The organism is Paenibacillus sp. J31R109 (assembly GCF_059692055.1).
In genome coordinates, this window is record NZ_JCAUAR010000032.1 from 18,110 (window position 1) to 42,639 (window position 24,530).

Genomic DNA, 24,530 nt, shown 5'->3' on the forward strand with positions numbered 1-24,530 from the left:
TTTTAGATGAATCGAAAGTGGAAAACAGGTATGATTTCATTACTGATGCCGCTAGTTGTGATTGCAGGCTGCTCGACGAAGGAAGGAACAACAGAACCCGCAGCTACAGGGACCGGACCGACAGCAAAAGCCTCGAAAAAATATACGATTGAGGTGTTTCAGCAGAATGCCGGCTCGGTAACCCTTCCCCCTGCCGATCAGGATTTTGTCAAAAAAGCGATCGATGAGAAGCTGAACATTGATTTGAAAATAACATTTATGCCTGCTGGCCCCGACTATACGAACAAACTGAATGTGCGTTTCGCTTCTGGTGACGTACCGGATCTATTCACCATCGGAGGCCGGGAAATACAGACTTATGCCAACAATGGGTCTTTGACTCACTTATCAAGTTATTTAAATGATAAATATTTGCCGAATTATTTGAAATGGGCGGATGCCCCCTTACTGAAGGCGGAGCGGGACAAGAACAACCCAATGGGCTTTTGGGCCATGAGGCCGTATGCGAAGACCGAATATTCAACCTGGTATATCCGTAAGGATTGGCTAGACAAGCTTGGATTGAAGGTACCCAGCAACAATGATGAGCTGCTGAATGTCATGCGGGCCTTTACGTTTAAAGATCCAGATGGAAACGGCAAGCAGGATACTTATGGATTCACGGCTACTGGTAATGGTGAACAGGTCGGGCAGGAATGGCCGATGTGGGCCAAATACGGAATGATGGGTACGTTTACGAACGATGGCAAGCATGTGAAGGATAATCTGGTTGCACCTGAAACTGGAAAAGTATTAGCCGAGATTAAGGCTGTTATCGATGAGAAAATCGTGGATCCTGATTGGTTCCTGAACAAAGGCGAAGCTGTGTTTGAGAAATTTGCTCAAGGCAAGGTAGGGATTGTAAACTCGCGGGGCATTAACAATTTTCTAGAGGGCAATCCGAACAGCTTCTTAAACAAAGGTAGAAAAATTAACCCCAAATTTGATATCGTGGCTTTTAATCCATACCCCGACCAAGCGACATGGGTAGAAGCGACTGGCAATACAGGATGGGCGATTCCCAAGGCGGTTGCTGACAAGGATCCAGAGAAGGTACTGCGTATTCTTCAGCTAGTTGATTATTTGTGCAGTGAAGAAGGCTATCTGCTAACGCATTATGGCAAGCAGGATGTGCATTACAAGCGCGATGGCAACAAAATTTTACCTAATATGGTGGAGCTTGATAAAATAGCGAAAGAACAAGGCGATTTCTTGAAAATTTACGGAGCATTTTCCCCTACAGAGAGCGAAGCCAGACAAATTGGGCTTGACATTGTTAATCCCAATTTGACCGATCGTGACCGAGAACTTTATAAGCAGCTGGCCACTTATAAAAGGGCTCCGTATTCCAATGGTATTCAAGTGACGCCACCAGACGGCATCAATATTGCGGATTTCCGTAAGCAGCAGAATGTGTTTCACACCAAAATTGTGTTTGGCGAAATCCCGATCGAGAAATGGCCGCAATTGAGCGATGAGCTGATGAACAAATATCGTGGCAAAGAAATTTTTGCTAACTACGAGAAGCAAATGCGTGAGGCAGGCGTTTTAGAATAAATTTCCATAACAATATGGGGAGAGGGCTATTCATGCCTCTCCTTTTTCGAATAGGAAGATACCACAAACCAATTAGAAATGCATAGGTCATGCCCGATTTTTATGATACAATGTAAGGGTTTACATAGTAGGATACGGATGGCACGCTACAGGAGGTACAAGGATGCCCACAAGAGCAAATCGGCTTCATTTTTTATTTACGAGCATCGGAACGAAGCTCTTTTTGATAACCTTCTTTTCGTTTTTGCTGGGGCTTTTATTGGTAGGTGGCATCGCATTTTATAATAATTCGGCTATTATTAAGCAAAATCAGGAAGAGTCGTTACAGCTATTGATGGGGCAGGTAGAGGGGTATCTGCAAATACATATGACGGCGATCCAGGAAAATTTATTATTTTTGACAGATAAAGAAATTTTCGATTCGCTCAAGTTAACTGATTACCAGGTACTGATGGAAAATATGGTTAAGCTGCACCCGGATACGATCAAGAGCATTTATTTAATTGTTGACGGCCAATACAATATTAGTGCCCCACAGTCAATGAAATATTTCGTGAACAAGGAGCAAATGGCAGAGGTATATAATCAAGCGAGGTTATGGGGCTTCTGGTGGAGCCAGCCTTATATATCGTCCTTTTCCAAAAAAACGATTACTGCCGCAAAAACAATTGAGTCTGCGAAAGTTAAGGGAGTGATCGCCATTGACCTGAACGTAGACAATCTGGCCAGCTCTTTAACCGTGCCCACGCTCAAGAAAAAAATGGATTTGTACCTGCTGTCACGAACTGGAGAACTGATCTCCACCAATACGCCGATGACCTTTGAGGAGAAAACAAACGGAGACCATCCGATGGTTCATATGATCAAGGATAAGGTCAGAAACAATGATTTGGAATTCGACCATGTGGACCTGCCTGACGGGCGGTATAAGATATTAAAAAGCAACCGTAACCGGTGGGATTGGGTTGTATTTGCCGCCATTAATGAGATGGAGGTTTATGAGATTCTACAGGTAGTCAAGAAGCAATATGTGTTGATGCTGTCGCTCTGGATTTTGCTTTCCTTGGCTATTTCCTATTGGCTTGGCCGGTACTTCCGCGCCCCGATCAAAGAAATTTCCAGGCAAATGAACTATGGAGCTTTAGGGAATTTGGAGCACCGCATCGATATGAAACGGATGGATGAATTCAGTTATGTAGTCGGCGGCTACAATAAGTTGATGGATCGGATCGGTACCTTATTTAAAGATCTACAGCTCATGGAGGATCAAAAAAGGTACCATGAGTTAAAAGTGCTGCAATCACAGATTAATCCTCACTTTTTATATAATGCGCTGAATACGATATATTGCTTGGTTGAAACTGAAAGAGTCAAGGAAATCGGTTCTGTTATTCAATCATTGGTCAGCATTTTGCGTTTCTCTATTGATAAGATCGATGAGGTAGTACTTCTGAAATTTGAAGTGGAATGTGTATGGAAATACGTGGACCTGATGAAGCTGCGGTTCGGAGATATTTTTGATATGGACATCATTATTCCAGAGCCGTTCGAGCAGGCGTATATTCCGAAGCTTACGCTGCTTACTTTAATTGAAAATTCGATATTCTATGGCTTGAACAAGCCGGATGAACGCAATCATATTATTATAATGGCTTACCAGGAGCAGCCTGGAATCATTTGCTTTGAGGTGTCGGATACGGGCCCTGGCATTGAGGACGAAATGATTCGAAGATTGATTGTTAAGGAAGCTTCCAATGAATTCTTAAAGGATTCCTCACTGCTGGATCGTCCGGACAAGGAACGAAAGGGTTTAAATAATTTAGGCATACGCAACATCCATGAAAGGATTCAGCTGCATTTTGGCAAGCAGTTTGGCTTGGATATTGAAAGCAGCTTGGGTGAAGGGACGCGAGTGATGGTGCGTCTGCCCTTCAGATCCGCAGAGCGGAACAGCAGGCAAATAGAAATGGGGCAGAGACGGGATGCCAATTAAAGTACTCATTGTGGACGACGAACTACCAGTTCGTGAACGTTTCACCCAGCATATTCCTTGGGAGGAACATGGCTTTGCATGCATCGGTGCAGCCGGGCATGGACAAGAAGCGTTAACGATGATGGAAAAGGAGCTTCCGCATCTGTTATTGGTCGATATCACCATGCCTATCATGGATGGATTGGAGCTTGCGGAGCTAGTACGAAAACGTTGGCCGGAGATATCGATTATTTTTTTGACGGCTCATTCCGAGTTTCACTACGCACGCCAGGCACTGCTTCTGGGAGCCAAAAACTATCTGCTGAAAATCGCCTTATCGAAAGAACAAATTATTGCGGCCTGTCAGGCAGCTGTTGAAGATTTAAAGTTCATATTGAAGGACAAGGCAGGCAAGACGGTGACCATGGATAGGGAGGATGATTCGGAAAAGTCCGTATATCATTCATGGAAGAGACGTGAATCGCTAGTTGATCATTGGTTGGAGAGCAATGCGCATCAGAGAAAAGGTATTTGGAGTGAGATCAGTAAAGAGCTATCCACGGAGCTAAAGCGCCATGTGGCTGTGCTATGGGTAGGTATAGATGCATTCGAGGAGCTTTGGAATCAATCAACTTGCCCTCTTGGCGAGACTACCCATAAACAGCAAGAGCTGGCTGCGGGGATCGAGGCTCTAGCTACAGCTGACCAGCAAATGACTGCATTTCCAGTCGGAAAGACGAAGCTGCTTTGTGTTATAACCAGCGATGCTGATGCAAGCTCGAACAACTTTGAAGCTGCCCTCTACCAAACAGCACAGGTACTGTTGGCCAGGGAAGGCCACGTTAAGCTATATATATGGAATAGCGGCAGCTTGGTAGGTGAGACTGCCGAGATGCATGCACAAATTTCGGAGGGGCTAGAGAAGCTAAGCCGTTACTTTTATGAAAGGCAAGAATATACCTCCATGCATTCCCAGCTACTTCATGTGAATTTCCAAGAAATCAGTGTGATGGAGCAGGTGGAGTTACTGTCGAAGGCGACAAAGGCTTTTTATGGTGGTGGTGCGGTTATGTTACAAGAGGTTGTCCAACAGCTAACTACGCTTCCACTGGGGGCATCGCCGTATTCACCTGCCCAGCTTATTCGACTATCTGGGGATATCATGCTGAAATGCCCGTGGCTGGAACAGGATGCGAGCCTCATTCAATTTCACCAAATGCTACTGTTTATCGAGTGCTGGGACGACTTTATCCGTTGGTGGAACCGTGTGTTTGATTTGTTGACGAACCCAAAGCTTCATCCCGAAATGAATGTGACACGTTGGGAGGTCCAGCAGGTTTGCCAGTACATCCATGAAAATTATATGAAGGAGATTAGGCTGCCTGATTTATCTGAACGGGTTGGCCTCAACACCATTTATTTGGGACAATTGTTCAAACAGATTACAGGCGAATACTTTAATGACTACCTGCACCGCACCAGGATGCAGAAAGCCCAGCAGTTGCTGCGGCAAACTGGCATGAAGGTATATGAGGTTGCAGCAGAGGTTGGCGTTTCGGACTACCGTTATTTTTGCAAGCTGTTTAAAAAACATATAGGGATTTCCCCCTCTGAATTTAAACATAAATATGTTGGCAACATGCGATAGCTGGAATATGCATCAGTTAGCTTAAAGCATAAAAAAAGGGATAACGGTCTACGTTATCCCTTTTTTTTCTTTACTTCTTGGTGTGGTCATGCGCGAGCATTCGGCGAAACTCCCTAGGCGAAAAGCCGGTAGCGTTTTTGAACATTGTTGAAAAATTATGATGTTCAATGCCGACGGCTTGGGCAATGCTGCCGATGGTTTGGTCAGACGCCAGCATGGCACGTGCCTTTTCCATTCGCAAGCGATTAATATATTGAATGGGTGAGCAGCCAAGTACGGAATGAAAGCTGCGAATAAAGTAATTGGGGTGGTAATGAACCAGGTCGGCAAGCTGTTCGACACTAATCCTATCTTGCAGGTGCCCTTCAATATATTCAAGAACACGTCCCATTTTCTGGGTGGAGGCTGAAGGGGAGGCTGTCTCCTCAAAGCTTTGATCGACAACCATCCCCAAAAGATGCAGTAAAGAGGCTTTTATATCGAGAATCGTACCTAGTCCCGAACTGCTTATACCACGTACTATTCGCTCGAACCAAACTTCGACCTCAGATGATGAGGGGACGTCTATACAAACCGGGAACCGATACATCTCGAATAGATCACGATTTCCAACACGAGCTGTAAAGTGGCACCAATATTTATTAAAGGTATTGTCGTTAACCGTGGAATAGGACTGTAAAGTATGACAAGGCATTAGTACAAGTTGACCTGGCTTAGGATGATAGACAGCGCCATCAACTTCAATACGTCCTTCGCCACTCCGAATATAATATAAGCGGTTAAAACTGTGAACAAAATTGCGGCGCTGCCAGTCAGGGCCGACAGTTTGCAGATTGGCGATGGTGACGTCCACCTGGATGTTGGTTAACACATTACGAAGTGAATGGTAGGTTGGCAGATCTGACAAGTTCAGCACTCATTTCTTGATAATGAAGTTAGAATTCACTACAAATAGGTTAACAAATCGGAAGATTGCTGTAAATAGAAAAGGTACGATAGAAGGGAAGTCAGCAGTTATAACAACTAATAGGGGGATAAACATGTTGCCAAGATTTCATGATGCGCGAGACCGTTTTTTCGAACTAAGATTAGGCATGTTTGTCCATTGGGGCTTGTATGCTATCCCTGCATGGCACGAACAACTTCCATGGAGGGGCAATATTAGCAGACGCAAATATGAACAATTCATTCATGAATTCAATCCGCAGGATTTCGAACCGAACGCGTGGATTGATCTAGCCGAAGAGGCTGGCATGCAGTATTTATGCTTTACAACGAAGCATCATGACGGCTTCTGTATGTGGGACACTGCACATTCGGAATACAAGGTGTCGAATACACCCTACGGCAAAGATGTGTTAGCGATGCTAGCGGAGGCATGCCAGAAGCGGAACTTCCCACTAAGTCTTTATTACTCCTGTCCAGATTGGCATCATCCTAATTATCCTAACCTTGGTCGACATCATGAAATGTTCGGGCCCCGTCCTGGAGATGAACCGGATATTGAACGATATTACGAGTATGTGAAGAAACAGTTGCAGGAACTTCTCACACAATATGGTCCGATCTATCAGTTCTTCTGGGATGTCAATGTAGCTGAATACCACAATCCAGCGCTCAATGAATTTGTACGGTCGTTACAGCCGGACATTCTTATCAATAACCGTGGACCAGATAAAGGTGATTACAGCACACCCGAGAGGCATGTGCCTGATGGCGGATATTTCCGGACGCCGACAGAAGCTTGTCAATCTTTAGGACGAGAAAGCTGGGGGTACCGCAAGGATGAAGATTACTATTCCTCCAAGTTCCTTATGCAGAGTATGGATAAAATCATGGCTATGGGCGGCAATTATTTGCTGAATGTGGGTCCTACCGCGAATGGTGAGATCGTGCAGGATAATGTGGATACACTGAGACGTATTGGTCGTTGGTATAAGAAGGTGAAGGAAGCGTTAGTTGATGTAACTCCTGCTTCTTACTTAGGCGGGAAAGACGAGTTCATCGACGGGAATGAAGTAGCTAATCGTGTTCTCCGTGAAGAGGTGCTGCTGACTCGCAGAGGTAACACCATCTATGCTCACGCCTATCGTGATTTGCAAAGCTCAACCATCATCTTGAAGCCACTGAATATGCTACCCAAGCGTGCTGTCTTGCTAAATGATGGACGGGAGTTGGAGACAGCCGTAGAGCAACTGCCTTGGTATTGGCGGGAGAGGCCTTACCTAAGGATTCGCAATCTGCCAGTTAATGAGATCACGGATGAGGTGCTTGTGGTAAAGCTGGAGTTCGATGACGATGTAGCTGAATAGGAGGAGGATCACGATGCAGTTTGAATCTATTGAACTTCATAATGTTGCAGAGGCGGAGGAAAACAAGCTTATACATGGCTTGACACTACAACGTTATCCGAAGGCAGTTCGTGAAGCGATGAGCGAACGTGGAGGCTTCGTTTCACAACAGGCCAGCGGATGCGAAATGAGGTTTGTTACGGATTCCCAGAATGTTCGTATATCTTTAACAGCTGTTGAAGGTGATGGAGAGGTTATAGTCTACCAGGGTGACTTTTACCATTCTCTTCATACGCTGAGAAGCGGTGTACAGCACACCTTGCATCTCGTACAGCGGCTAGACACTAGCAAAGTAAATCTTGATGCCATCACAAAGAAGCGCTTTGCACCACAAGTATGGCGCGTCATCACGGGACGCTATGCAGTGAGGTTTCACGGAATTGAGGTATTCAACGATTCCGTTCGTCCGCCGTTGTCAGATGAGGTGCCCGCTGTTCGCTGGATCGCTTATGGTTCTTCGATAACTCACGGAAGTTCCGCCGTGCATAATTACAATGCTTATGTGCATAAGGCTGCACAACGATTAGGCATTGATGTTTTGAACATGGGGCTAAGTGGTGCCTGCATGTGCGAGCAGCAGGTAGCCGACTACTTAGCTTCGCGAACCGACTGGGATATTGCTACGCTGGAGATTGGTGTGAATATGAGGAACTCTTATTCGCCAGAGCAATTTCGGGAACGTGCGGAATATTTGATTCAAGCCATGTGTTCGAAGCATCCGAATAAGCCTGTTGTGGTCATAACTGTATTCCTAAACGCGTCTACATATGACACCAAAGGAACTACAGTTGGCCAGAATCAGGCAGCATTCAACGCCATTCTTCGTGAGATTGTCGCTAGTAGCAAGTACCCCAAACTTTATCTGCTGGAAGGCAATGAAATTTTGACCGACTTCGCGGGACTCACTTGTGATCTCATTCATCCCTCGGATTATGGGCATGAACTTATGGGGGGAAATCTAAGTAGAATGCTTGGTCCTATATTAGAAAAATAAAGATTACGACTTACAACATGAAGCATAATAATATGTCAAAATAGCTTGCCGATGAATCGGCAAGCTATTTCCTTTGTGCAGACTAGTGTTAGCGAGTACTTTAGTTACATCACATCGCCTAAATCAGCAATAAATACTCGCCGTGCTCCGTTAACATATCCATTAAACACAATATGGCGATGATCAGGAGCCCAAGCGGGATGAGCATCTACGCGAAGTGAGCCGTTGAGGTTCGAAGCGGGATGAGCGACATTTATCCTTACTAGCGTCTGCTCGGAGTGTGTCTGAAGATCAATCCAGCGCAGCGGTATGGTGCCGTCTCCAAATGAAGTTGACTCTCCGGCATACGTATCTGTTAGTATGTGACGGCCGTTCGGATGAACGGTCGGATGACCGGAACCAGGTATTTCATCGATGATCGTACACAAATTTGTTCCATCGTATCGGACACGGACAAGCTTCATCTGTTTGTCTCCATAAATGGCCAAGTTCATGGAGAGGTGCTCGCCATCTGGAAACCAGTTAATATGATGGCCGCCTTTTTCCCATTGCTCAGGGCCTACCGCAACACATACATCGGTTCCATCCGGCTTCATTGTCAGCACCCAAAAGTCAAGATGCTGCTTGATCTGATTCCAGGGCTGAGTTTCCTGGGAATGGTACCAGCGCATTGTAAAGATCAGCCGGTTCCCCTGAGGATTAAACTTACAATGGAACCCATAACATTCGCCATGCTCGTATTTTTCTTTGTCTATGTGGGGAACAGCACGTTCAAAAATCTCCCGGATTGAGATGACTAGCGTTCGCTTACCTGTCTTTGTATCGGTCATAAACAAACCGTCGTCAGCACGGAATCCGAAATTTCGCGCGACTCGTTCGTCAGGAATGACGACCCCGTATCCGTTCTGAGTCCGTCGCATGGTAACTGTATTGGCACAAATGATTTGATTTCCGTCTGGAGATATGCGGTAAATAGAGCCCTCCAATTTTCTTGTCACACCAGTAAGTGGGTCAATACAAACAATATAGGGTTCCCAGTTCGATATGTCTACGTTGTTAAAATAGAGGGAATGATCATCTGCGCCCCAATTAATATTGGCCCCTAATTGATACTCCCAACCGAAAGTCTGTGCAATAACCTTCTCTTCAGCGGTATGCAAATCAACAAGAACAACATCGGCGGCTTCGCCGGGCATATTGACACGGTCATTATCGGGCATACGGAGTACGGCTAGATACTGGCCAGATGGACTGACCGGAGAGGTGTCAAAGAAACGATGCAATCCGCCTCCGTCTCCAGGTGTTACGCACCAGACAGGCACGCTTGGATTGTACTCGGTGTATCGTGGGAATTTCTCGCTAATCCGCATATGGCTTGTTCTCCTTTTCGTAAATACGAAGTCAACTTTCCTTCCTAAAGTATATAAAATACGGCAGTGTTCTTCTTTGTCTGAGATTATGACATTTTTACCTCAGATTACGATATAATACCGATTACAGAGACATAAGGAGGGGGAAGGCATGAGTAACTTTGGGATTCATCTATTGTGGACGGCGCGTTATGATTACGAAAAAGGCGAAAATAGGAATCTGCATCAGCATGCCTTTCATCAAATTTTTTGGATTGCTAGCGGCAGCGGAGTATTTCAATGTGAAGACGTCATATTCGAGCTGGAGCCTGACACTATTTTCTTTATAAAACCGAATCAATTGCATGGATTGACAGCCATTGATCATGTGAAAACCTTGGACATCAAATTTCAGATTGTATCGGAAGAACTTGAAAGCGCTACAGGGCAAATACCTGCGCAGATGCGCATTCGCAATAAAGAGGTAGCGCGGCTTCTTGAACTTGTACGCAGCGAGGGGCTGCAAAGACAAAGTTATTTTCGAGAGTTGGCAGCTCTTCATCTGGCTGAGCTACTCTATGTATTGACACGGGCTGCTGAGCACTTGGAAAATGAAGCACAATCAAACGTTTTGGAGGCTCGTTCCTTGGCACCTCGAGTTTCCAATGCCAATGCCACAGCAGCGGAAAAAGCAGAGCAATGGATCTTGGAGCATTCGGATCAGGATTGGACGATTACGGAAATGTCCAAGAAGCTTGGATATAGCCCAAGTTATATGTGCCAGCTTTTCAAAGATTACAAAGGTCTTACAATCGCAGCTTTTCTGAAGGAAGTCCGGATTCAGCGGGCCAAGGAATGGATGGCATATTCAGACTGCAGTATTAAGCATATTGCGCAAACGGTAGGGTTCAAAACGGTGCATCATTTCACACGCGTATTTAAGGAAGTAGAAGGAATTACACCCGGGCAGTGGATTGCTCGGGAGATTTCAGGCATTCGGAATGGGATTTTTTTTGACGATACTAATAATTGTCTTTAAGTGACTTCTAAAGGCAGGTTATATCTGAATTAAATGTTGTAGTTTCATCATACAAGTTTCTGAATATTGACACTGATTTGTATGCTTGACAAACGTTGCCGCGAGAAATTGTTGCTAAAAGGATCCGACTATTTTTATTTAGACAAATGATGGGAAATCGATTGAAGCGGGGGTTACGGATTAAGTTTAATTTGTTATTCGTATTTTAAAACTAATTTGTAATTCAGACAATTTGCTCCAAAATCCATTTCAAAACTTTATTTGTCATAATAATTTTACGGAAAATCCAGCAAATCCGTGTGTTTGCTGGATTACTTCATCTCAAAACCAATTTGTCAGCCAACAAGAGAGTAGATAGGCTTATCTTATTGCCAAATAAGGATAGATATCAGGTAACAAATAAGTTTTGAAGTAACAAATAAAGTTCTAAAGTAACAAATAAGGTTTAGAAGTAGTGAATAAAAATTTGGTTAGTTCTTCTTAGCGTTCACTCACTTGGGTGGACGCTTTTTTTAAAATGAGATGACGAATACGAAGGGCAGAATAACTCAACTTCAGTCGGATAAACTATCCAGTAATAATGAGCTTTCCTTCTATTGTAATGATATTTGATATTTCATATTTCATTGTGATCTCCTGACGCATAACCGTTTTATCATCGTCGAGAAAAACGCTCTCATCCGAAAAATATGTTGACATGGAGTAAACTCCATATCTTAAGATACCGATACGGTTGAAAAAGAACAGCTTAAGGGGGATTAGAGAGGAGGCAGAAGTTGGAGCTTACATTTTCAATCGCAGAGATTTCGGAAAAGTCAGGACTCAGTTACGACACGATACGGTATTATGTAAAGATTGGCCTACTACCGCCGACGAAGCGAAAGGAAAACGGACAGAGGGAATATGGCACAATTCATCTCGAACGTCTAGTTTTTATTTCACATCTCAAACGAACCAGCATGCCGTTAAGCGAAATTAAACATTACATGTCCTTGGCAACTGTTCAAAATTATGAGAAATGCTATGACGTACTTTATAAGCATAAACTCGAAATTGAATCGCAAATGGTGGAAATAAAGGCAACGTTGGAATTAATGAATTATAAGCTTGATCATTTTAAGGACCTAATGAAGAAATCCAGACTAGGAGGAGAATGAACATGAAAGAAGATACCAACTATCAAATTACACCTCAAGAACCAATCCATTCGGGCTTTGGTTCCCAAACAACAGCACGGAAAGTACTTGAAGGCTATGATTTGAATGGGAAAATCGTCATCGTAACTGGCGGGTACTCAGGCGTTGGACTTGAAACAACCCGTGCCCTGGCTGAGGCTGGTGCAACAGTCATTGTACCCGCACGTACACCAGATAAAGCTCTGACATCGGTTGCAGGCATCCCAAGAGTTGAGCTAGAAGAGTTGGATCTGATCGATCCAGCTTCAATCGAGGCATTTGCGCAGAAGTTTCTGGACTCTGGACGGTCGCTGGATATCCTTATTAATAATGCCGGTATCATGGCTCCTCCCTTAGAACGTGACGCACGCGGTTGCGAATCCCAATTTGCAACCAATCATTTGGGTCACTTTCAGTTAACGTTACTACTATGGCCGGCCTTGAAAAAGGCAAAAAACGCGCGGGTAGTTTCTGTTTCGTCAACAGGTATCCGCTTCGGTGGCGTTGATTTTGAGGATCCAAATTTTGAACACAGGGAATACGATAAATGGAAGGCCTATGGCCAGTCCAAATCTGCTAACGCGCTTTTTGCCGTTGCACTGGACAAGCGCGGTCAAGCGCACGGTATCCGAGCGTTTTCTGTACATCCAGGAAGAATTATGACCGATTTAGTGCGTTTTATGTCAGAAGAGGAAAGGGCTGCAGCAACTGGAGAACTAAAGACAACTGCGCAGGGTGCTGCTACTAGCGTGTGGTGCGCAACCAGTCCTCAACTTGAGGGCAAAGGAGGCGTTTTCTGCTTAGATGTTGATATTGCCGAAGTCATTACGGCAGAAGCTCCACAAGGATTGAGTCAAAAGTTAACAGGTGTATTTCCTTGGGCGATTGATCCGGAATTTGCGGAACGACTTTGGCAAATTAGCGAGAAGTTGACCCGCATAAAATTTACGGATTAAGAAGTTATGTTTGAAGATTGAAAAATGTCCGAGATTTAATCAAACTAACGACGTAACAAGTGTTATTTCGCTAACGAATAACGTTTGTTAAGTAAGCTGATAGTGGCAGTTCTTTTTGATTTAAAAAAAAACGGGCAAACAGTTCAACTAGAACGGGTTTACTTTTGGAGTGGAACATCAAAAAAACAGTACAAATAACATTAAAAGCTTGCGGATAGCTTTCCAGCACTAGAGAAACGAAATCACTATGAAAGACTTGATTATTAAAGGAAATCTAATACAAATTACAGAAGATATGCTACACTTAGGTTATCTAATTTCACGATATAATTCTTGCTTCTTATTTTAATGAAATAACGTATGTGAAATTTTTAAACAGGGGGAGATAATATGTTGCTTTTAATAGCAGCCATCGTATCTATTGTTACATGGATTGCGGTATCCCGAGAACTTGTAAAATCTTCAGAAGAGAAAAACAAAGGAAAAATAATAACTTTAATGTCCGCATGTACCTTATCAACGATAGTTCTGACCATTTCATTTTTTTGAAATATCCAGTATTAAAAATCACCTATAAATAGTTAGATGTATTACTAAAGGATAGGTTAATATAATAAGCAAAGAAATAAAAATAGAACTTCCAATTTTATGGAAGTTCTATTTTTAACTAGTTCATAGACAGAAATTAAAAGAAATTTGTTGAAAGTGATGGTCATTTGTTTAAAGGCATTCAAGATACTCAATTTCCGTCGGATCTTGAAGAATTAGGTCGCTGAAAGACACCACTTCAAAACTTAAATTGCAAATCAATTTTATAAGAAAAGCCAGCAAACCCTTGAGCCCTTGAGTTTGCTGGCTTCTTGCGCTTCAAAACTATTTGTCATCGAACACAATCACCCATCATCATCCCGTGAACGCCTATTTATTTTCTTGTATGTATGGAGGAAGTCATTAGTCATAACACCACCTATTATATCGTTTAGTGGGTTCTAGTTAAAAATGGTGATCCATGGTAATATCTTTTTTGAACGGAGGAGACTCATGAATCTAAACTCAGTAGCAGCTCGCTTCAAACAGGTCACTTTTAAGAAAAGAATTATTTCCATTTTTCTCCTCAGTATTCTAATTCCTTTTATATGTCTTGGAGTTGTATCTCTCTACACGATTAATTCGATTATTACCAATAAAGTAGAAAGCTCCATCCAGAGCAGCTTAAAGCAGGAATTGTTGGCAATGGAAAACACATTGAATAACTTAAATCATGTTTCCCAACAGATCGCTTTTGGCGGTGGGACTAATAGGTTGTCTGAACAGCTGCAGCATGAGACCGACCCCTATGAGCTGATAAGACTTCGTAATGAGATTAAGAGTGAACTGAACGTGATTACTTTCTCCAATCCGAATGTAGGTTTAACGATGTATTACTACCCGGATCAGGGTTCGTACGATTTCGAGAATTTTGTAGTCAGGGATCAATTTAATCCGGAACAGCTTCCAGTTATGTCTAAATATCCGGAAATTACTTACTATGGTCCTCACAAAAGCTACAACAGGTCCATTAATCAGTTGGTATTTAGCACAATGAGGAAAGTAAATTTACCTGAACAAAATGTTTATTTATATATTGAGACAGGCTTTAACGCCACCAAAAGTTTATTTGCTTCTGAAAGCCAGCAAAATAAATCGCGGCGGCTAGTTATTCTGGATAATGACGGAAGAATTGCTTTTAGTCAAGATAACCAAAATTTCCATGAAAATAGTTTATTTCCCGATTTTAGCCCAGAGGACGAATCAGGTACTTATGGTCAATACGTTTGGTATAAAGAAACAAGTAATCAAGGTTGGAGCATCGTTTCGATTCTTCCCAAAAATGTATTGAATCAGGAGAAGAATCAATGGATATTCCAAATGACCAGTATCTTCTTGATTTTCGTTTTAGCAGCGGTACTGATGGCCTGGTTATTGTGGAAAATGTTATATAAACCTCTGGACAAGTTCAATACGGAAATTAAGTCCTTTATTCAGTCTAATTCCGAGGAACGCACAGATTTAACGTTTATACCGGAATTTGATTATTTGCTCTATCAAATTCGTAACATGAAAAAGAAAATATGGGAATTATATGGGGAAATTGAACAGAAAGAAAAGCGGAGAGCGGATTTAGAGGTTGAGAAGCTGCTCTATCAAATTAATCCGCATTTCCTTATGAATACGTTGGATACCGTCCATTGGCTGGCTATGATGAATGGGCAGGAAGAAATAGATAAACTAGTGCTCTCCTTAAATAAGCTATTGAATTATAATCTGGGTAAAATGGGTGAAGCAACGACCATCGGCGGTGAGATTCAAGCTTTAAAGGAGTATCTGCAGCTGCAAAAAATCCGATATGATTTCCAATTCGATGTCGACATTGATGTAGATGACGATGCGATGGCGTTATCAATCCCCCGATTTATTCTGCAGCCTTTGGTAGAGAATGCCCTTTATCATGGTGTTAGCGATGATGGATACATTCATGTAGCCATCCAATTAAACGATGAGCTTGAGATTACTATCCAAGATAATGGCGCTGGGATGTCGCAAGATAGGATCGATCAGCTGCTGCAAGATGATACGATGGAAAGTCAGAAAGTAGGCATGGGAATCGGCATGAAGTATGTGAAGCGTATCCTAGAAGCAAACTACGGGGAAAAGTCAAGATTCGACATTAAAAGCGAGATTGGAAAAGGGACGGTCGTTTCTCTGCGCGTTCCTGTTTCAGGAGGTAATTAAAACGATGATTCGCGTGCTGATTGTAGACGATGAGAAGATCGTTCGTAAAGGGCTGGTCTCCTTCATGCCCTGGCAGGATTTCGGAATGGTTGTTGCAGGTGAGGCCAATAATGGGGAGAATGCCCTGCAATTTATGGAATCCAACAGGGTTGATTTATTGCTTACAGACTTGTCTATGCCTGTTATGTCTGGAATCGAATTAATGAGAGAAGTACGGCAAAGACATCCGCATATTCAGACTGTGGTTTTGACGCTGCATCAGGATTTTGAATATGTGCAGGAGGCACTTCGACTGGGAGCCATTGATTATATTGCGAAAACCCAGTTGGAGAAAGAGCAGTTTGAAGATGTATTGCGTAGAATTGCTTCACTCATGGTTAAGAAGGATTCGTTAAATGTCCCCCCTAGCCAACTGTATGAAATTGGCCGCGTGGATGAGTTGTTTGTATTATACGCATTACATCAACAAAGCGATGATTTGAAGTCGGTTATTTCCCTGCCTAAAGAAGCGGTTGAGGCCGATGTTGGCGTATGGTATTGGACGGACATGATGTCGAATCCAGTCGAGCCCAATCCGAATTATGCGCTTATTTGCTTTAAGGATCTGAAAGATATGGACCGAAAATCGCTTCTACGGCTTCTTCGGGTCTATCGAAAGAACGATTTGTTTTATGATTATGATCCTTCCCTGCCCATTCAGTTCGTTAACAGCGGAATCCTACTGAGTAGGGGAAATGATGAAATGGGTTATGAAATGAATACGGTGAAGCAAAGATGGTTATCCTCAGAATGGATATTGGACGATCACTTTTTTGAACATAGGATGCAAGAGCTAAGATTAATGAAGCTTCAACCTATTCGATTGACTAGAATTTTCTTTAGCTTAACGGATGAATGGAACCGACTTTATTATCAAATTCTTTCTAACCCCATAGTAGTGGAAGATTTCTTCTCCAGTTGGGTTCAATTTGAAGCATGGTTAAGAGCTTCAAGGGAAACGATACGACAAGCAAATTCAAAGCCTCAATATTCTATTGAGATTCAGAACAGCATTGCGAAGGCGATGAATTTGGCACAACAAATGATGGATCAGCCTGTCAGCGCTGGAGAAATGGCGAAGATGGTCAATATGAGCAACAGCTATTTTAGCCAGTGTTTCAAACAGATCGCAGGACAAAACTACACCGATTATATTCGGTATATACGCATGGAGAGAGCAAAGGAATATTTGAAAAATACAACAAAAACGATACAATGGATTGCGGAACAGGTCGGTTACAATGATGAAAAATATTTCAGCCGTTTATTCCGAGATCAGGTTGGCGTGCTGCCAAGCGATTATAGACAAAAAAAATAATAATAGGGTAGACATTCGTCCGAAAAAGAGGTAGAAATTTTTCGGGCGTTTTTTCTATTTTTGTGTATTTGTCAACCTGATTAGAAATGGTCATCTAACTTGAGATGATGTGTTCAATGATAAAATGAGATTGTAAAGACGAATCGTTAGAGGGGGAAGAGCAATGAAAAAGATTTTAATGACAATAGTAGCTGGGCTGCTTGTAACCACAAGTTTAAGTGCTTGTGCCGATAAAAACGAAAGTACGAATCCAAGCAGCAGTCCAACAAGCAAAGATGCCGAGGTAAAAGTGGATCTCATGGCCAAATTCCCAGAGCCTGTGCAAGTTGCAATAGGTAGAGGAATTGACCCGAATTATAAGTATGGGGGCAGCGATACGGCAGAAAGCAACATTTACACACGATGGATGAAAGATACGTATAACATTGCTGTCACACATGCGTGGGAAGCATCAAATACAGATTACAGTCAAAAAGTAAGCTTGGCTATCGCCAGCAATGATCTGCCGGATGCCATGTTGGTTAATGAATCCCAATTAAGGCAAATGGTGAAGGCAGGACAATTGGCCGATTTATCGGAAGTGTATAAGAAGTATGGAACCGAAAGATTGAAAAAAATCTACGATTCAAACCCGGGACTACTGGATGGCGTGACCTTTGACGGCAAGTTGTATGCACTTCCAGAAACTACGCTGCCTTCGGCGCCGATGACCTGGATCCGGAAGGACTGGCTCGACAAGCTAGGGCTGCAGCCGCCTAAAACACTGAAAGATCTTGAGAACATTGCGAAAGCATTTATAGACAACAAAATGGGTGGAGACAACACGCTTGGCATCGTTGGTACACAACAGGGAGGGGCTCTGTATTCGAACTTCCTTACTTCCGGAGACCATTATTTAAATTTCTCGCCGTTGTTCTTTGCTAATAACGCTTACCCAGGTATCTGGGTCAAAAATAAAGACGGTAATGCGGTATACGGTTCCACCCTGCCTGAGACTAAACAATCGTTAGCCACAATGCGCGATTGGTATGCGAAAGGAATCCTGGATAAGGAAATGGGTCTCCGCAAAAGCACACAAGAGGTCATCTCAAGCGGGAAAACAGGAATTTTCTTCGGACCATGGTGGTCTCCATACAATTTGACGGATTCAATCAAGAACGATCCGAAAGCTAACTGGCGGCCATATGCGGCACCATTGGACGCATCGGGGAAATTTAACTCCAATCAAGCAACAGGCAGTTCGTTTATCGTTGTGAAAAAGGGATATAAACATCCTGAAGCTGTTATGAAAATGCTTAATATCCATGTAAATGAAAAAGATCCTAGTTATAAAACAGCTGTCGGTAAAGAAATGACTTCCCAAGAAATTCCTTTGTTCCTCATCATGGGTCATGGTGATCAATTGCAATATGCGGTCAATTCCAGCCAGAAGGTTCTGAAGGGCGAGATGAAGCTAGAGGAAGTTGATAAACTGAACTACGGGTTTGCTTTTGAACTTGCTTCTCGTGTCAAAGCTGTTAAGAAAGAGCCTTTTGACAACTATGACATTGCAAATTGGAACCAAAATGATGAGTTCTTCACACACCTGTATGCGCATTTGAACGGTGGATCTGCATTCGTTGATGCTCTTCCCAAAATCAATTGGGTGAAAAGCCTTGCAACTGCCCAAACGAAAACGATGCAATCTAGATGGGCAAACTTGAAGAAGATCGAAGACGAGACTTTCCTGAAAATCATTATGGGAAGCGCTCCAATCGATGAGTTTGATTCATTCGTGAAAAAATGGAATGAACAAGGCGGCGACCAGATCACGAAGGAAGTAAATGAGTTGAAATAAAAATAGATGAACAAGACGGGTGCCTTGCTCACTCGTCTTGTTCGATTTATGAAGGGGAGATTGACATGCTAAAACGAGGAGTGTACAAGCATTACTACCTCATGCTTCTGCCTGGATTGTTATGGCTTTTCTTTTGTAATCTACTCCCAATGTATGGAATACTGATTGCATTTAAAGATTTTAACCCAGGCATTGGCTTATGGAAATCATCTTGGATCGGATTGGAAAATTTCCGTTATATGTTCGAACTTGATGATAGTAAACAGATATTTCAGAATACGATTTTTATTGCTGTAATGAAAATGATTGGTAACTTGATCGTTCCCTTAGTATTTGCTCTTATGTTAAATGAAGTGAAAAACAGGTTATTCAGCCGTTCGGTTCAAACGATTGTGTATTTGCCTCACTTTTTATCGTGGGTCATCATTGCTGGCATCATGCTGGATATTTTCTCTCTGACGGGTCCAATCAATCAGATGTTGTCTGGTTTTGGTGTAGACCCCATTCTGTTCTTTGCAAATGCTAATATTTTCCCTGGTCTCGTAGTCGCAAGTGATATTTGGAAGGAATTTGGTTTTGCCGCCATTATTTTTTTCGCGGCACTGACGTCCATTAACCCTGAAATGTACGAAGCCGCAGCCATAGATGGGGCTTCCCAGTTTAAACGGCTGATCAGCATTACGCTTCCGAGTATATTACCGGTTGTTATTCTGCTTGGCACATTAAGCTTGGGAAACATTCTAAATGCCGGGTTCGATCAAATATTCAATCTCTATAATCCGACCGTATATTCGACAGGTGACATTATTGATACGTGGGTCTATCGGGCAGGCTTACTTGATATGCAATATGGATTGGCTACAGCAGTTGGACTTCTTAAATCCGTTGTCGGTCTAGTCTTGATATCCATCTCGTACGGATTGGCATACCGCTTTGCGAATTATCGAATTTTCTAATAGAAAGATGTGATGATGATGATTGAAGAACGCTCATTTCTTTCTAGGATAGGAAATGGTGTTAATGTACTGCTTCTTGTATTGATTACGCTCCTTTGTATTTTACCCGTTTGGTACACATTAGTGGTCTCCCTGAGCGATAAAGCGGCTGTAGCTGCAGGGCACGTGTTTCTTTGGCCTCAAGGTTTTACATTTGGCTCGTACTTAACCATTATAAATGACGAGCAATTTTTTAGATCGTTCTTTATTTCCGTTCAGCGTGTACTCTATGCAACCGTCATTACATTCTTCGTCGTTTTATTAATGGCCTATCCGCTGTCCAAAACATCGAAAGATTTTAAACCGCGAAATGTCATCATGTGGCTTCTAATTTTTTGCATGCTATTTAGCGGCGGGTTGATTCCGTGGTATATGACGATGAAAAGCCTCGGTATGATTAATAGTATTTGGGGTCTTGTGCTTGGAGGCGGCTTACCTGTTTTTAATGTCATACTGGTCATGAATTACTTCCGGAACTTGCCGAAGGAAATGGAAGAATCCGCTCTGATGGATGGCGCGGGGCCATGGCGCATTCTGTTCGGCATATTTTTACCTTTATCAACGCCTGTGCTGGCGACGATTCTGGTGTTTACCATTGTTGGACATTGGAATGAATTTTTTCAAGCTCTCGTATTAATGACGAAGAATGAGAATTACCCTCTGCAGTCTTATATTCGGCAAGTAGCGCTCGTTATTGACCCTTCCAAAATGGACGCGGAATCCGCCAAGAGAATGACAACCTTATCCAACCAGACGTTGAATGCGGCGAAAATTTTCATTTCCATGCTTCCACTATTGATGATTTATCCGTTTTTCCAAAAATACTTTGTTAAAGGAATAACGCTTGGTTCCGTCAAAGGCTAAAATGTTTAGTCTAAAATCGGTACAAACCAATGATTGGGGAATAGGTGAACGATAGCTAAACATCTGAAGGGCTGCCGACGTGGTAGCCCTTCACTCCGAACGGGCAGAATTCCGTAATTAATTGTCTGTTATATAAGTAATTTAAGGTAATTGGCACAAGGTATGAGGAAACAACAATTGTTGAGGTTCCCATTATAGGATCACAAGGCACTTAATGGTTGTTCGGATTTAATGTTGGAAGTTTTCGCCTGAAGAAGGTGGTTTCAGATTCTAAATATTAAGGAGTGTTAGAAAACTGAAAGATATAAAATTTATCTTGTTTGATTGTATGGAGACTTAACGAGTTGTTGATAAAAGAAACTGCCAAAATCTTAAATTGCTCTGAATCAAAGGTTAAAGTTGATTACCACAGGTCATTAGCATTACTTCAAAAAAGTCGCTTGACAAGAACATTGTCCGAATGAAGTCCGCATAAACCGCGGGCTTTTTTAGTTATCGTATCAAGTTATTGTCATTCTGAGCCCAGGGACATTGCCGAAGATTGTCGCATAACGATTACATTTTGATTCTTAATAAATATTCCATATTATGGTATTTATACATATAGTATTTCTTGTGATGCAGCGCTGCTACAATTTCCTAAATATGGAGGTAATGATTTGAAGAAATTTATATTCATTTTTATTTCTTTATTGCTACTTGTAACTCCAACAGCTATGGCATCAGACAATAAAATCGATAATGAAAAATTATCCGTTCTTGAACACAGCGTTCTTGTTGATGTAGTTGGACTAACAGAAGAAGAAATAAACTTCATGCCTGTGGATATTTTAAAACGATTAATAAAGGAAGATGCTAAAAAAATCGGTGGAAATGGACTAAAAACTTATAAATTTGATACCAATAATAAAGGAGTAGTTGGTACCCAATCTATATCTGATAGTGACCTTACAATGGGTGGAGTAGGTTTTACGGTAACAAGTGATATACCAGGTCAAAAGAAAATCTATCTTTGGACTCAATTCATTTGGAATATAAATCCATATAATAAATTCACTGATGGCCTAAGTATCGGCTATCCTGTGACTAATCAATTTTATCTTCCAACAAATGGAAGTGGCACAGTGAATCAACATTCAAGCAAATTTTATACGCGACCGACCACTTCAAGCACCTGGACTTTATATGACGAAGCCTATGTACCAGCTGACTTTAGTTTGGGGCTGGCGTTGGGGCTGAATTCGATTTACAAGCAGGGAACTATTACCACAAAGGTTATGTAGATCAGTATGTCTACACTGCCTCAAGCGGTGGCACATCAAATGTTTTGTTTAGGTATGGTCATACTACACTTGGTATTGGTGGGGTGGAGTTCGGGGTTGATTCTAGTGGAGCGGTAGGATTCGCTATTCAGCTTGAATGGGACGTAGAAACGAAAGATTATGTAATCGTACTTAACTGGTAATATTGAATGATAAATGATACGAGGAAGTTCTTTTAATTAATTGAACTTTCACGTATCATTATTTTTACTTGTGTAGGGGAGGGATTGTAATTGAATAACTCAAAAAGCAAGAAAGTAAAAGTTCACATGATTATTTTTTACTTTATTATCAATATCATATCCTCATTTATTCTCGGCATGCTATTAAGTGCAATAATGGACCCTGAACCTGATGAGTCTGTTATCCTTGGTATAATAATAATATTCCAAATTTCATTTCTTACCGCAATTGTTATATCAGAGAATAGCCGCCGCACATCATAACCCCCAACAAGGGTTTCTAAATTCTAAAACACATCCTAGTAAGTGTGCGGTGTGTTTTTTTAGTTTAAAAGAGGCTAAGCGCGGTAAATAGAATTTTTGTCATTTTTTAGAGAAAAGCGCTGATGCGCTTATAAACTTATTTTTTTATTGTGGACGAATAGAACATATATTGTTTAATCGAAGAGGCATTAAGAATGCGTTAAGTGTAGGAGGACAAGAACATATATGTATAAGAAGCCGCGGTTTACGCGGTTTTTTATTTTTATGGATACAACTACTTGTCCTTTTCGAAAGACAAGAAGTTGCACAGATTTCCGAAGGAGGACATGAAAATGATATGTTCTCCACAGTAGCAGAACAAAACATTTTTATGGTTTACTTTGTAGGACTCCATTCACTCTTATGTCCCGTAAAACGAGATGTGGTATAGGTTCTTGGATTGAAGTAGCGAACTCATTTTACTAATGACTATTGCTTAAGCACCGGGATTAGAACATACAATCATTATGAAGTAAATCTAACGAATGATTCGACTGACTTCATTACACTAACGGGCAGAATACTTCCAAAATGTGTTAATATAAAATAAAAGTGAATGTTTCTTTGTTCAAATTCAGAAGGGTACGCCTGGGTCTCGTATGAAACTGAAAATTGGAGGGATTTATTGAAATGGCTAAACTGATCTACGTTAATAACATATCTTTGGACTGGTACATTGAGGACGAGCATGGCAATTTCGATTGGGGGATATCCAATGACGAGACGTATGCGTTCTGGACTGGCTTCCTACGGTCGATCGGCACCTATCTATACGGGCGTCGACTCTACGAGAACATGGTGTACTGGGAGACTGCTGGCACGGGAAGCGATCAACCGGAGATAAAGCAGGAATTCGCGCAGACCTGGCGAGCGGCTGAGAAGATTGTATATTCCCGGACGCTTCAGTCGGTGTCAAGCGCCAGCACCAGGATAGAGCGCGAATTCGATGCTGATGTGATCCAAAGTCTTAAGGAGTCTTCTGCAGCCGACATTATGATTGGCGGCCCCGAGCTTGCCGGGCAGGCGATGAGCGCGGGACTAATTGACGAGTTTCATCTTCTTCTTAATCCGATAGTCTTGGGTGGAGGGAAGCGAGCATTGCCGGACAACCTCAGAATGAGGCTCGAGCTGCTCGGTGAGCGCCGCTTCCAAGGCGGTGTTATTCATCTTCACTACCGTGTGATCGTCTAACTGCGACGCTAGTGAGCCAGATGTTATGAGCGCCTTTCATTATTGAACTAACGGGACAGTACGACAAGTTCTGCTATAAGCACCAACAGTGTGAAAAGCAGGAGATTACATCAGTAATCTTAACTTTACAACCGAGGATGGGAACGACGGAACCATGTATCCCGAAACCATCCCGCCAATACTCCTGCGCGCGTCACGTTTAACAGAACATGAGGTGTGAAGTACAGGTAGATTCGACAGAACGAAGGCTAGAGCCATTTTGAAAAAAAAAAAAAGAAAAAAGGTATGCCAACGGATATGTCGCGCGGCTGAAAACTGAATATGGTGAGAATGCTCGCACAGAAGCGAACTGGCGAACTTCCGAATGTACAGGTCTAAAGTTAGAGCATGCGGAAACGTATGTACCATCAAACGATGGGGTGAGTGGCGTAAAGTAAAACTTTTCCCTATGAAATACGCTATGCCTAACAATGGTGGCATCAATCTCACAGGCTTAGAGGAAGCACCTAAGTTCAGAAAAAAAAAAAAAAAAAAAGCTAGGCTGTAAGGGACTTGGAAAGCAAGGGACGTTGCAAGAAGGGCTGTTACCCGAAACGGTTGCAATAAGGCATTTGCCGAAATGAATTT

General features: G+C 42.3%; 17 protein-coding genes. 15 read left to right on the forward strand and 2 right to left on the reverse strand.

Annotated elements, in window-relative coordinates:
- Positions 1-6 precede the first annotated feature (6 nt).
- The 3 genes from AC58QT_RS34580 to AC58QT_RS34590 all read left to right on the forward strand — a co-directional run bounded on the left by AC58QT_RS34580 (position 7) and on the right by AC58QT_RS34590 (position 5,216).
- The gene (locus AC58QT_RS34580; protein ID WP_497412896.1) at positions 7-1,596 is read left to right on the forward strand and encodes a type 2 periplasmic-binding domain-containing protein; all 1,590 of its coding nucleotides are present in this window, start codon (positions 7-9) and stop codon (positions 1,594-1,596) included.
- Between the two features lie 163 nt (positions 1,597-1,759).
- Positions 1,760-3,589, forward strand: coding sequence for a cache domain-containing sensor histidine kinase (locus tag AC58QT_RS34585; protein WP_497412897.1), 1,830 nt, complete (start codon positions 1,760-1,762; stop codon positions 3,587-3,589).
- On the forward strand, positions 3,579-5,216 hold the full coding sequence (locus AC58QT_RS34590) for a response regulator (RefSeq protein WP_497412898.1): 1,638 nt from the start codon (positions 3,579-3,581) through the stop codon (positions 5,214-5,216). Before AC58QT_RS34585 ends, AC58QT_RS34590 begins: the two co-directional genes overlap by 11 nt.
- 70 nt (positions 5,217-5,286) lie before the next feature.
- Here the strand turns inward: AC58QT_RS34590 and AC58QT_RS34595 are convergent, their stop codons facing one another.
- Entirely contained in the window at positions 5,287-6,123 is an 837-nt protein-coding gene (locus tag AC58QT_RS34595; protein ID WP_497412899.1) for a helix-turn-helix transcriptional regulator, read from the reverse strand.
- A 133-nt stretch (positions 6,124-6,256) separates the two neighbouring features.
- On the opposite strand from AC58QT_RS34595, the gene AC58QT_RS34600 reads away from it, so the two are divergent.
- Entirely contained in the window at positions 6,257-7,528 is a 1,272-nt protein-coding gene (locus AC58QT_RS34600) for an alpha-L-fucosidase (RefSeq protein WP_497412900.1), read from the forward strand.
- Between the two features lie 13 nt (positions 7,529-7,541).
- Entirely contained in the window at positions 7,542-8,561 is a 1,020-nt protein-coding gene (locus AC58QT_RS34605) for an SGNH/GDSL hydrolase family protein (protein ID WP_497412901.1), read from the forward strand.
- Positions 8,562-8,665: 104 nt separating this feature from the next.
- On the opposite strand, the gene AC58QT_RS34610 is transcribed toward AC58QT_RS34605, so the two are convergent.
- Complete coding sequence (locus AC58QT_RS34610) at positions 8,666-9,931, reverse strand: TolB family protein (RefSeq protein WP_497412902.1); 1,266 nt, start codon at positions 9,929-9,931, stop codon at positions 8,666-8,668.
- Positions 9,932-10,082: 151 nt separating this feature from the next.
- Between AC58QT_RS34610 and AC58QT_RS34615 the strand changes: the two genes are divergently transcribed.
- From AC58QT_RS34615 to AC58QT_RS34660, 10 genes are all read left to right on the forward strand, one after another.
- A complete protein-coding gene (locus AC58QT_RS34615) occupies positions 10,083-10,949 on the forward strand; it encodes a helix-turn-helix transcriptional regulator (RefSeq protein ID WP_497412903.1) in 867 nt (288 codons plus the stop codon).
- Positions 10,950-11,725: 776 nt separating this feature from the next.
- Positions 11,726-12,106, forward strand: a complete 381-nt coding sequence (locus AC58QT_RS34620; RefSeq protein ID WP_497412904.1) for a MerR family transcriptional regulator — start codon at positions 11,726-11,728, stop codon at positions 12,104-12,106.
- A gap of 2 nt (positions 12,107-12,108) precedes the next feature.
- Positions 12,109-13,080: an oxidoreductase gene (locus AC58QT_RS34625; RefSeq protein ID WP_497412905.1), complete on the forward strand. Its 972-nt coding sequence runs from the start codon at positions 12,109-12,111 to the stop codon at positions 13,078-13,080.
- Positions 13,081-14,121: 1,041 nt separating this feature from the next.
- The gene (locus AC58QT_RS34630) at positions 14,122-15,852 is read left to right on the forward strand and encodes a sensor histidine kinase (protein WP_497412906.1); all 1,731 of its coding nucleotides are present in this window, start codon (positions 14,122-14,124) and stop codon (positions 15,850-15,852) included.
- A 4-nt stretch (positions 15,853-15,856) separates the two neighbouring features.
- Positions 15,857-17,209: a response regulator gene (locus tag AC58QT_RS34635; RefSeq protein WP_497412907.1), complete on the forward strand. Its 1,353-nt coding sequence runs from the start codon at positions 15,857-15,859 to the stop codon at positions 17,207-17,209.
- A 163-nt stretch (positions 17,210-17,372) separates the two neighbouring features.
- Complete coding sequence (locus AC58QT_RS34640; RefSeq protein ID WP_497412908.1) at positions 17,373-19,046, forward strand: extracellular solute-binding protein; 1,674 nt, start codon at positions 17,373-17,375, stop codon at positions 19,044-19,046.
- A gap of 65 nt (positions 19,047-19,111) precedes the next feature.
- Positions 19,112-20,002 (forward strand): ABC transporter permease, encoded by an 891-nt coding sequence (locus AC58QT_RS34645; protein ID WP_497412909.1) that lies wholly within the window; start codon positions 19,112-19,114, stop codon positions 20,000-20,002.
- A gap of 18 nt (positions 20,003-20,020) precedes the next feature.
- Positions 20,021-20,905, forward strand: coding sequence for a carbohydrate ABC transporter permease (locus tag AC58QT_RS34650; RefSeq protein WP_497412912.1), 885 nt, complete (start codon positions 20,021-20,023; stop codon positions 20,903-20,905).
- 659 nt (positions 20,906-21,564) lie between these two features.
- On the forward strand, positions 21,565-22,188 hold the full coding sequence (locus AC58QT_RS34655; protein WP_497412910.1) for a hypothetical protein: 624 nt from the start codon (positions 21,565-21,567) through the stop codon (positions 22,186-22,188).
- Positions 22,189-23,342: 1,154 nt separating this feature from the next.
- Entirely contained in the window at positions 23,343-23,903 is a 561-nt protein-coding gene (locus AC58QT_RS34660) for a dihydrofolate reductase family protein (protein WP_497412911.1), read from the forward strand.
- Positions 23,904-24,530: the final 627 nt, after the last annotated feature.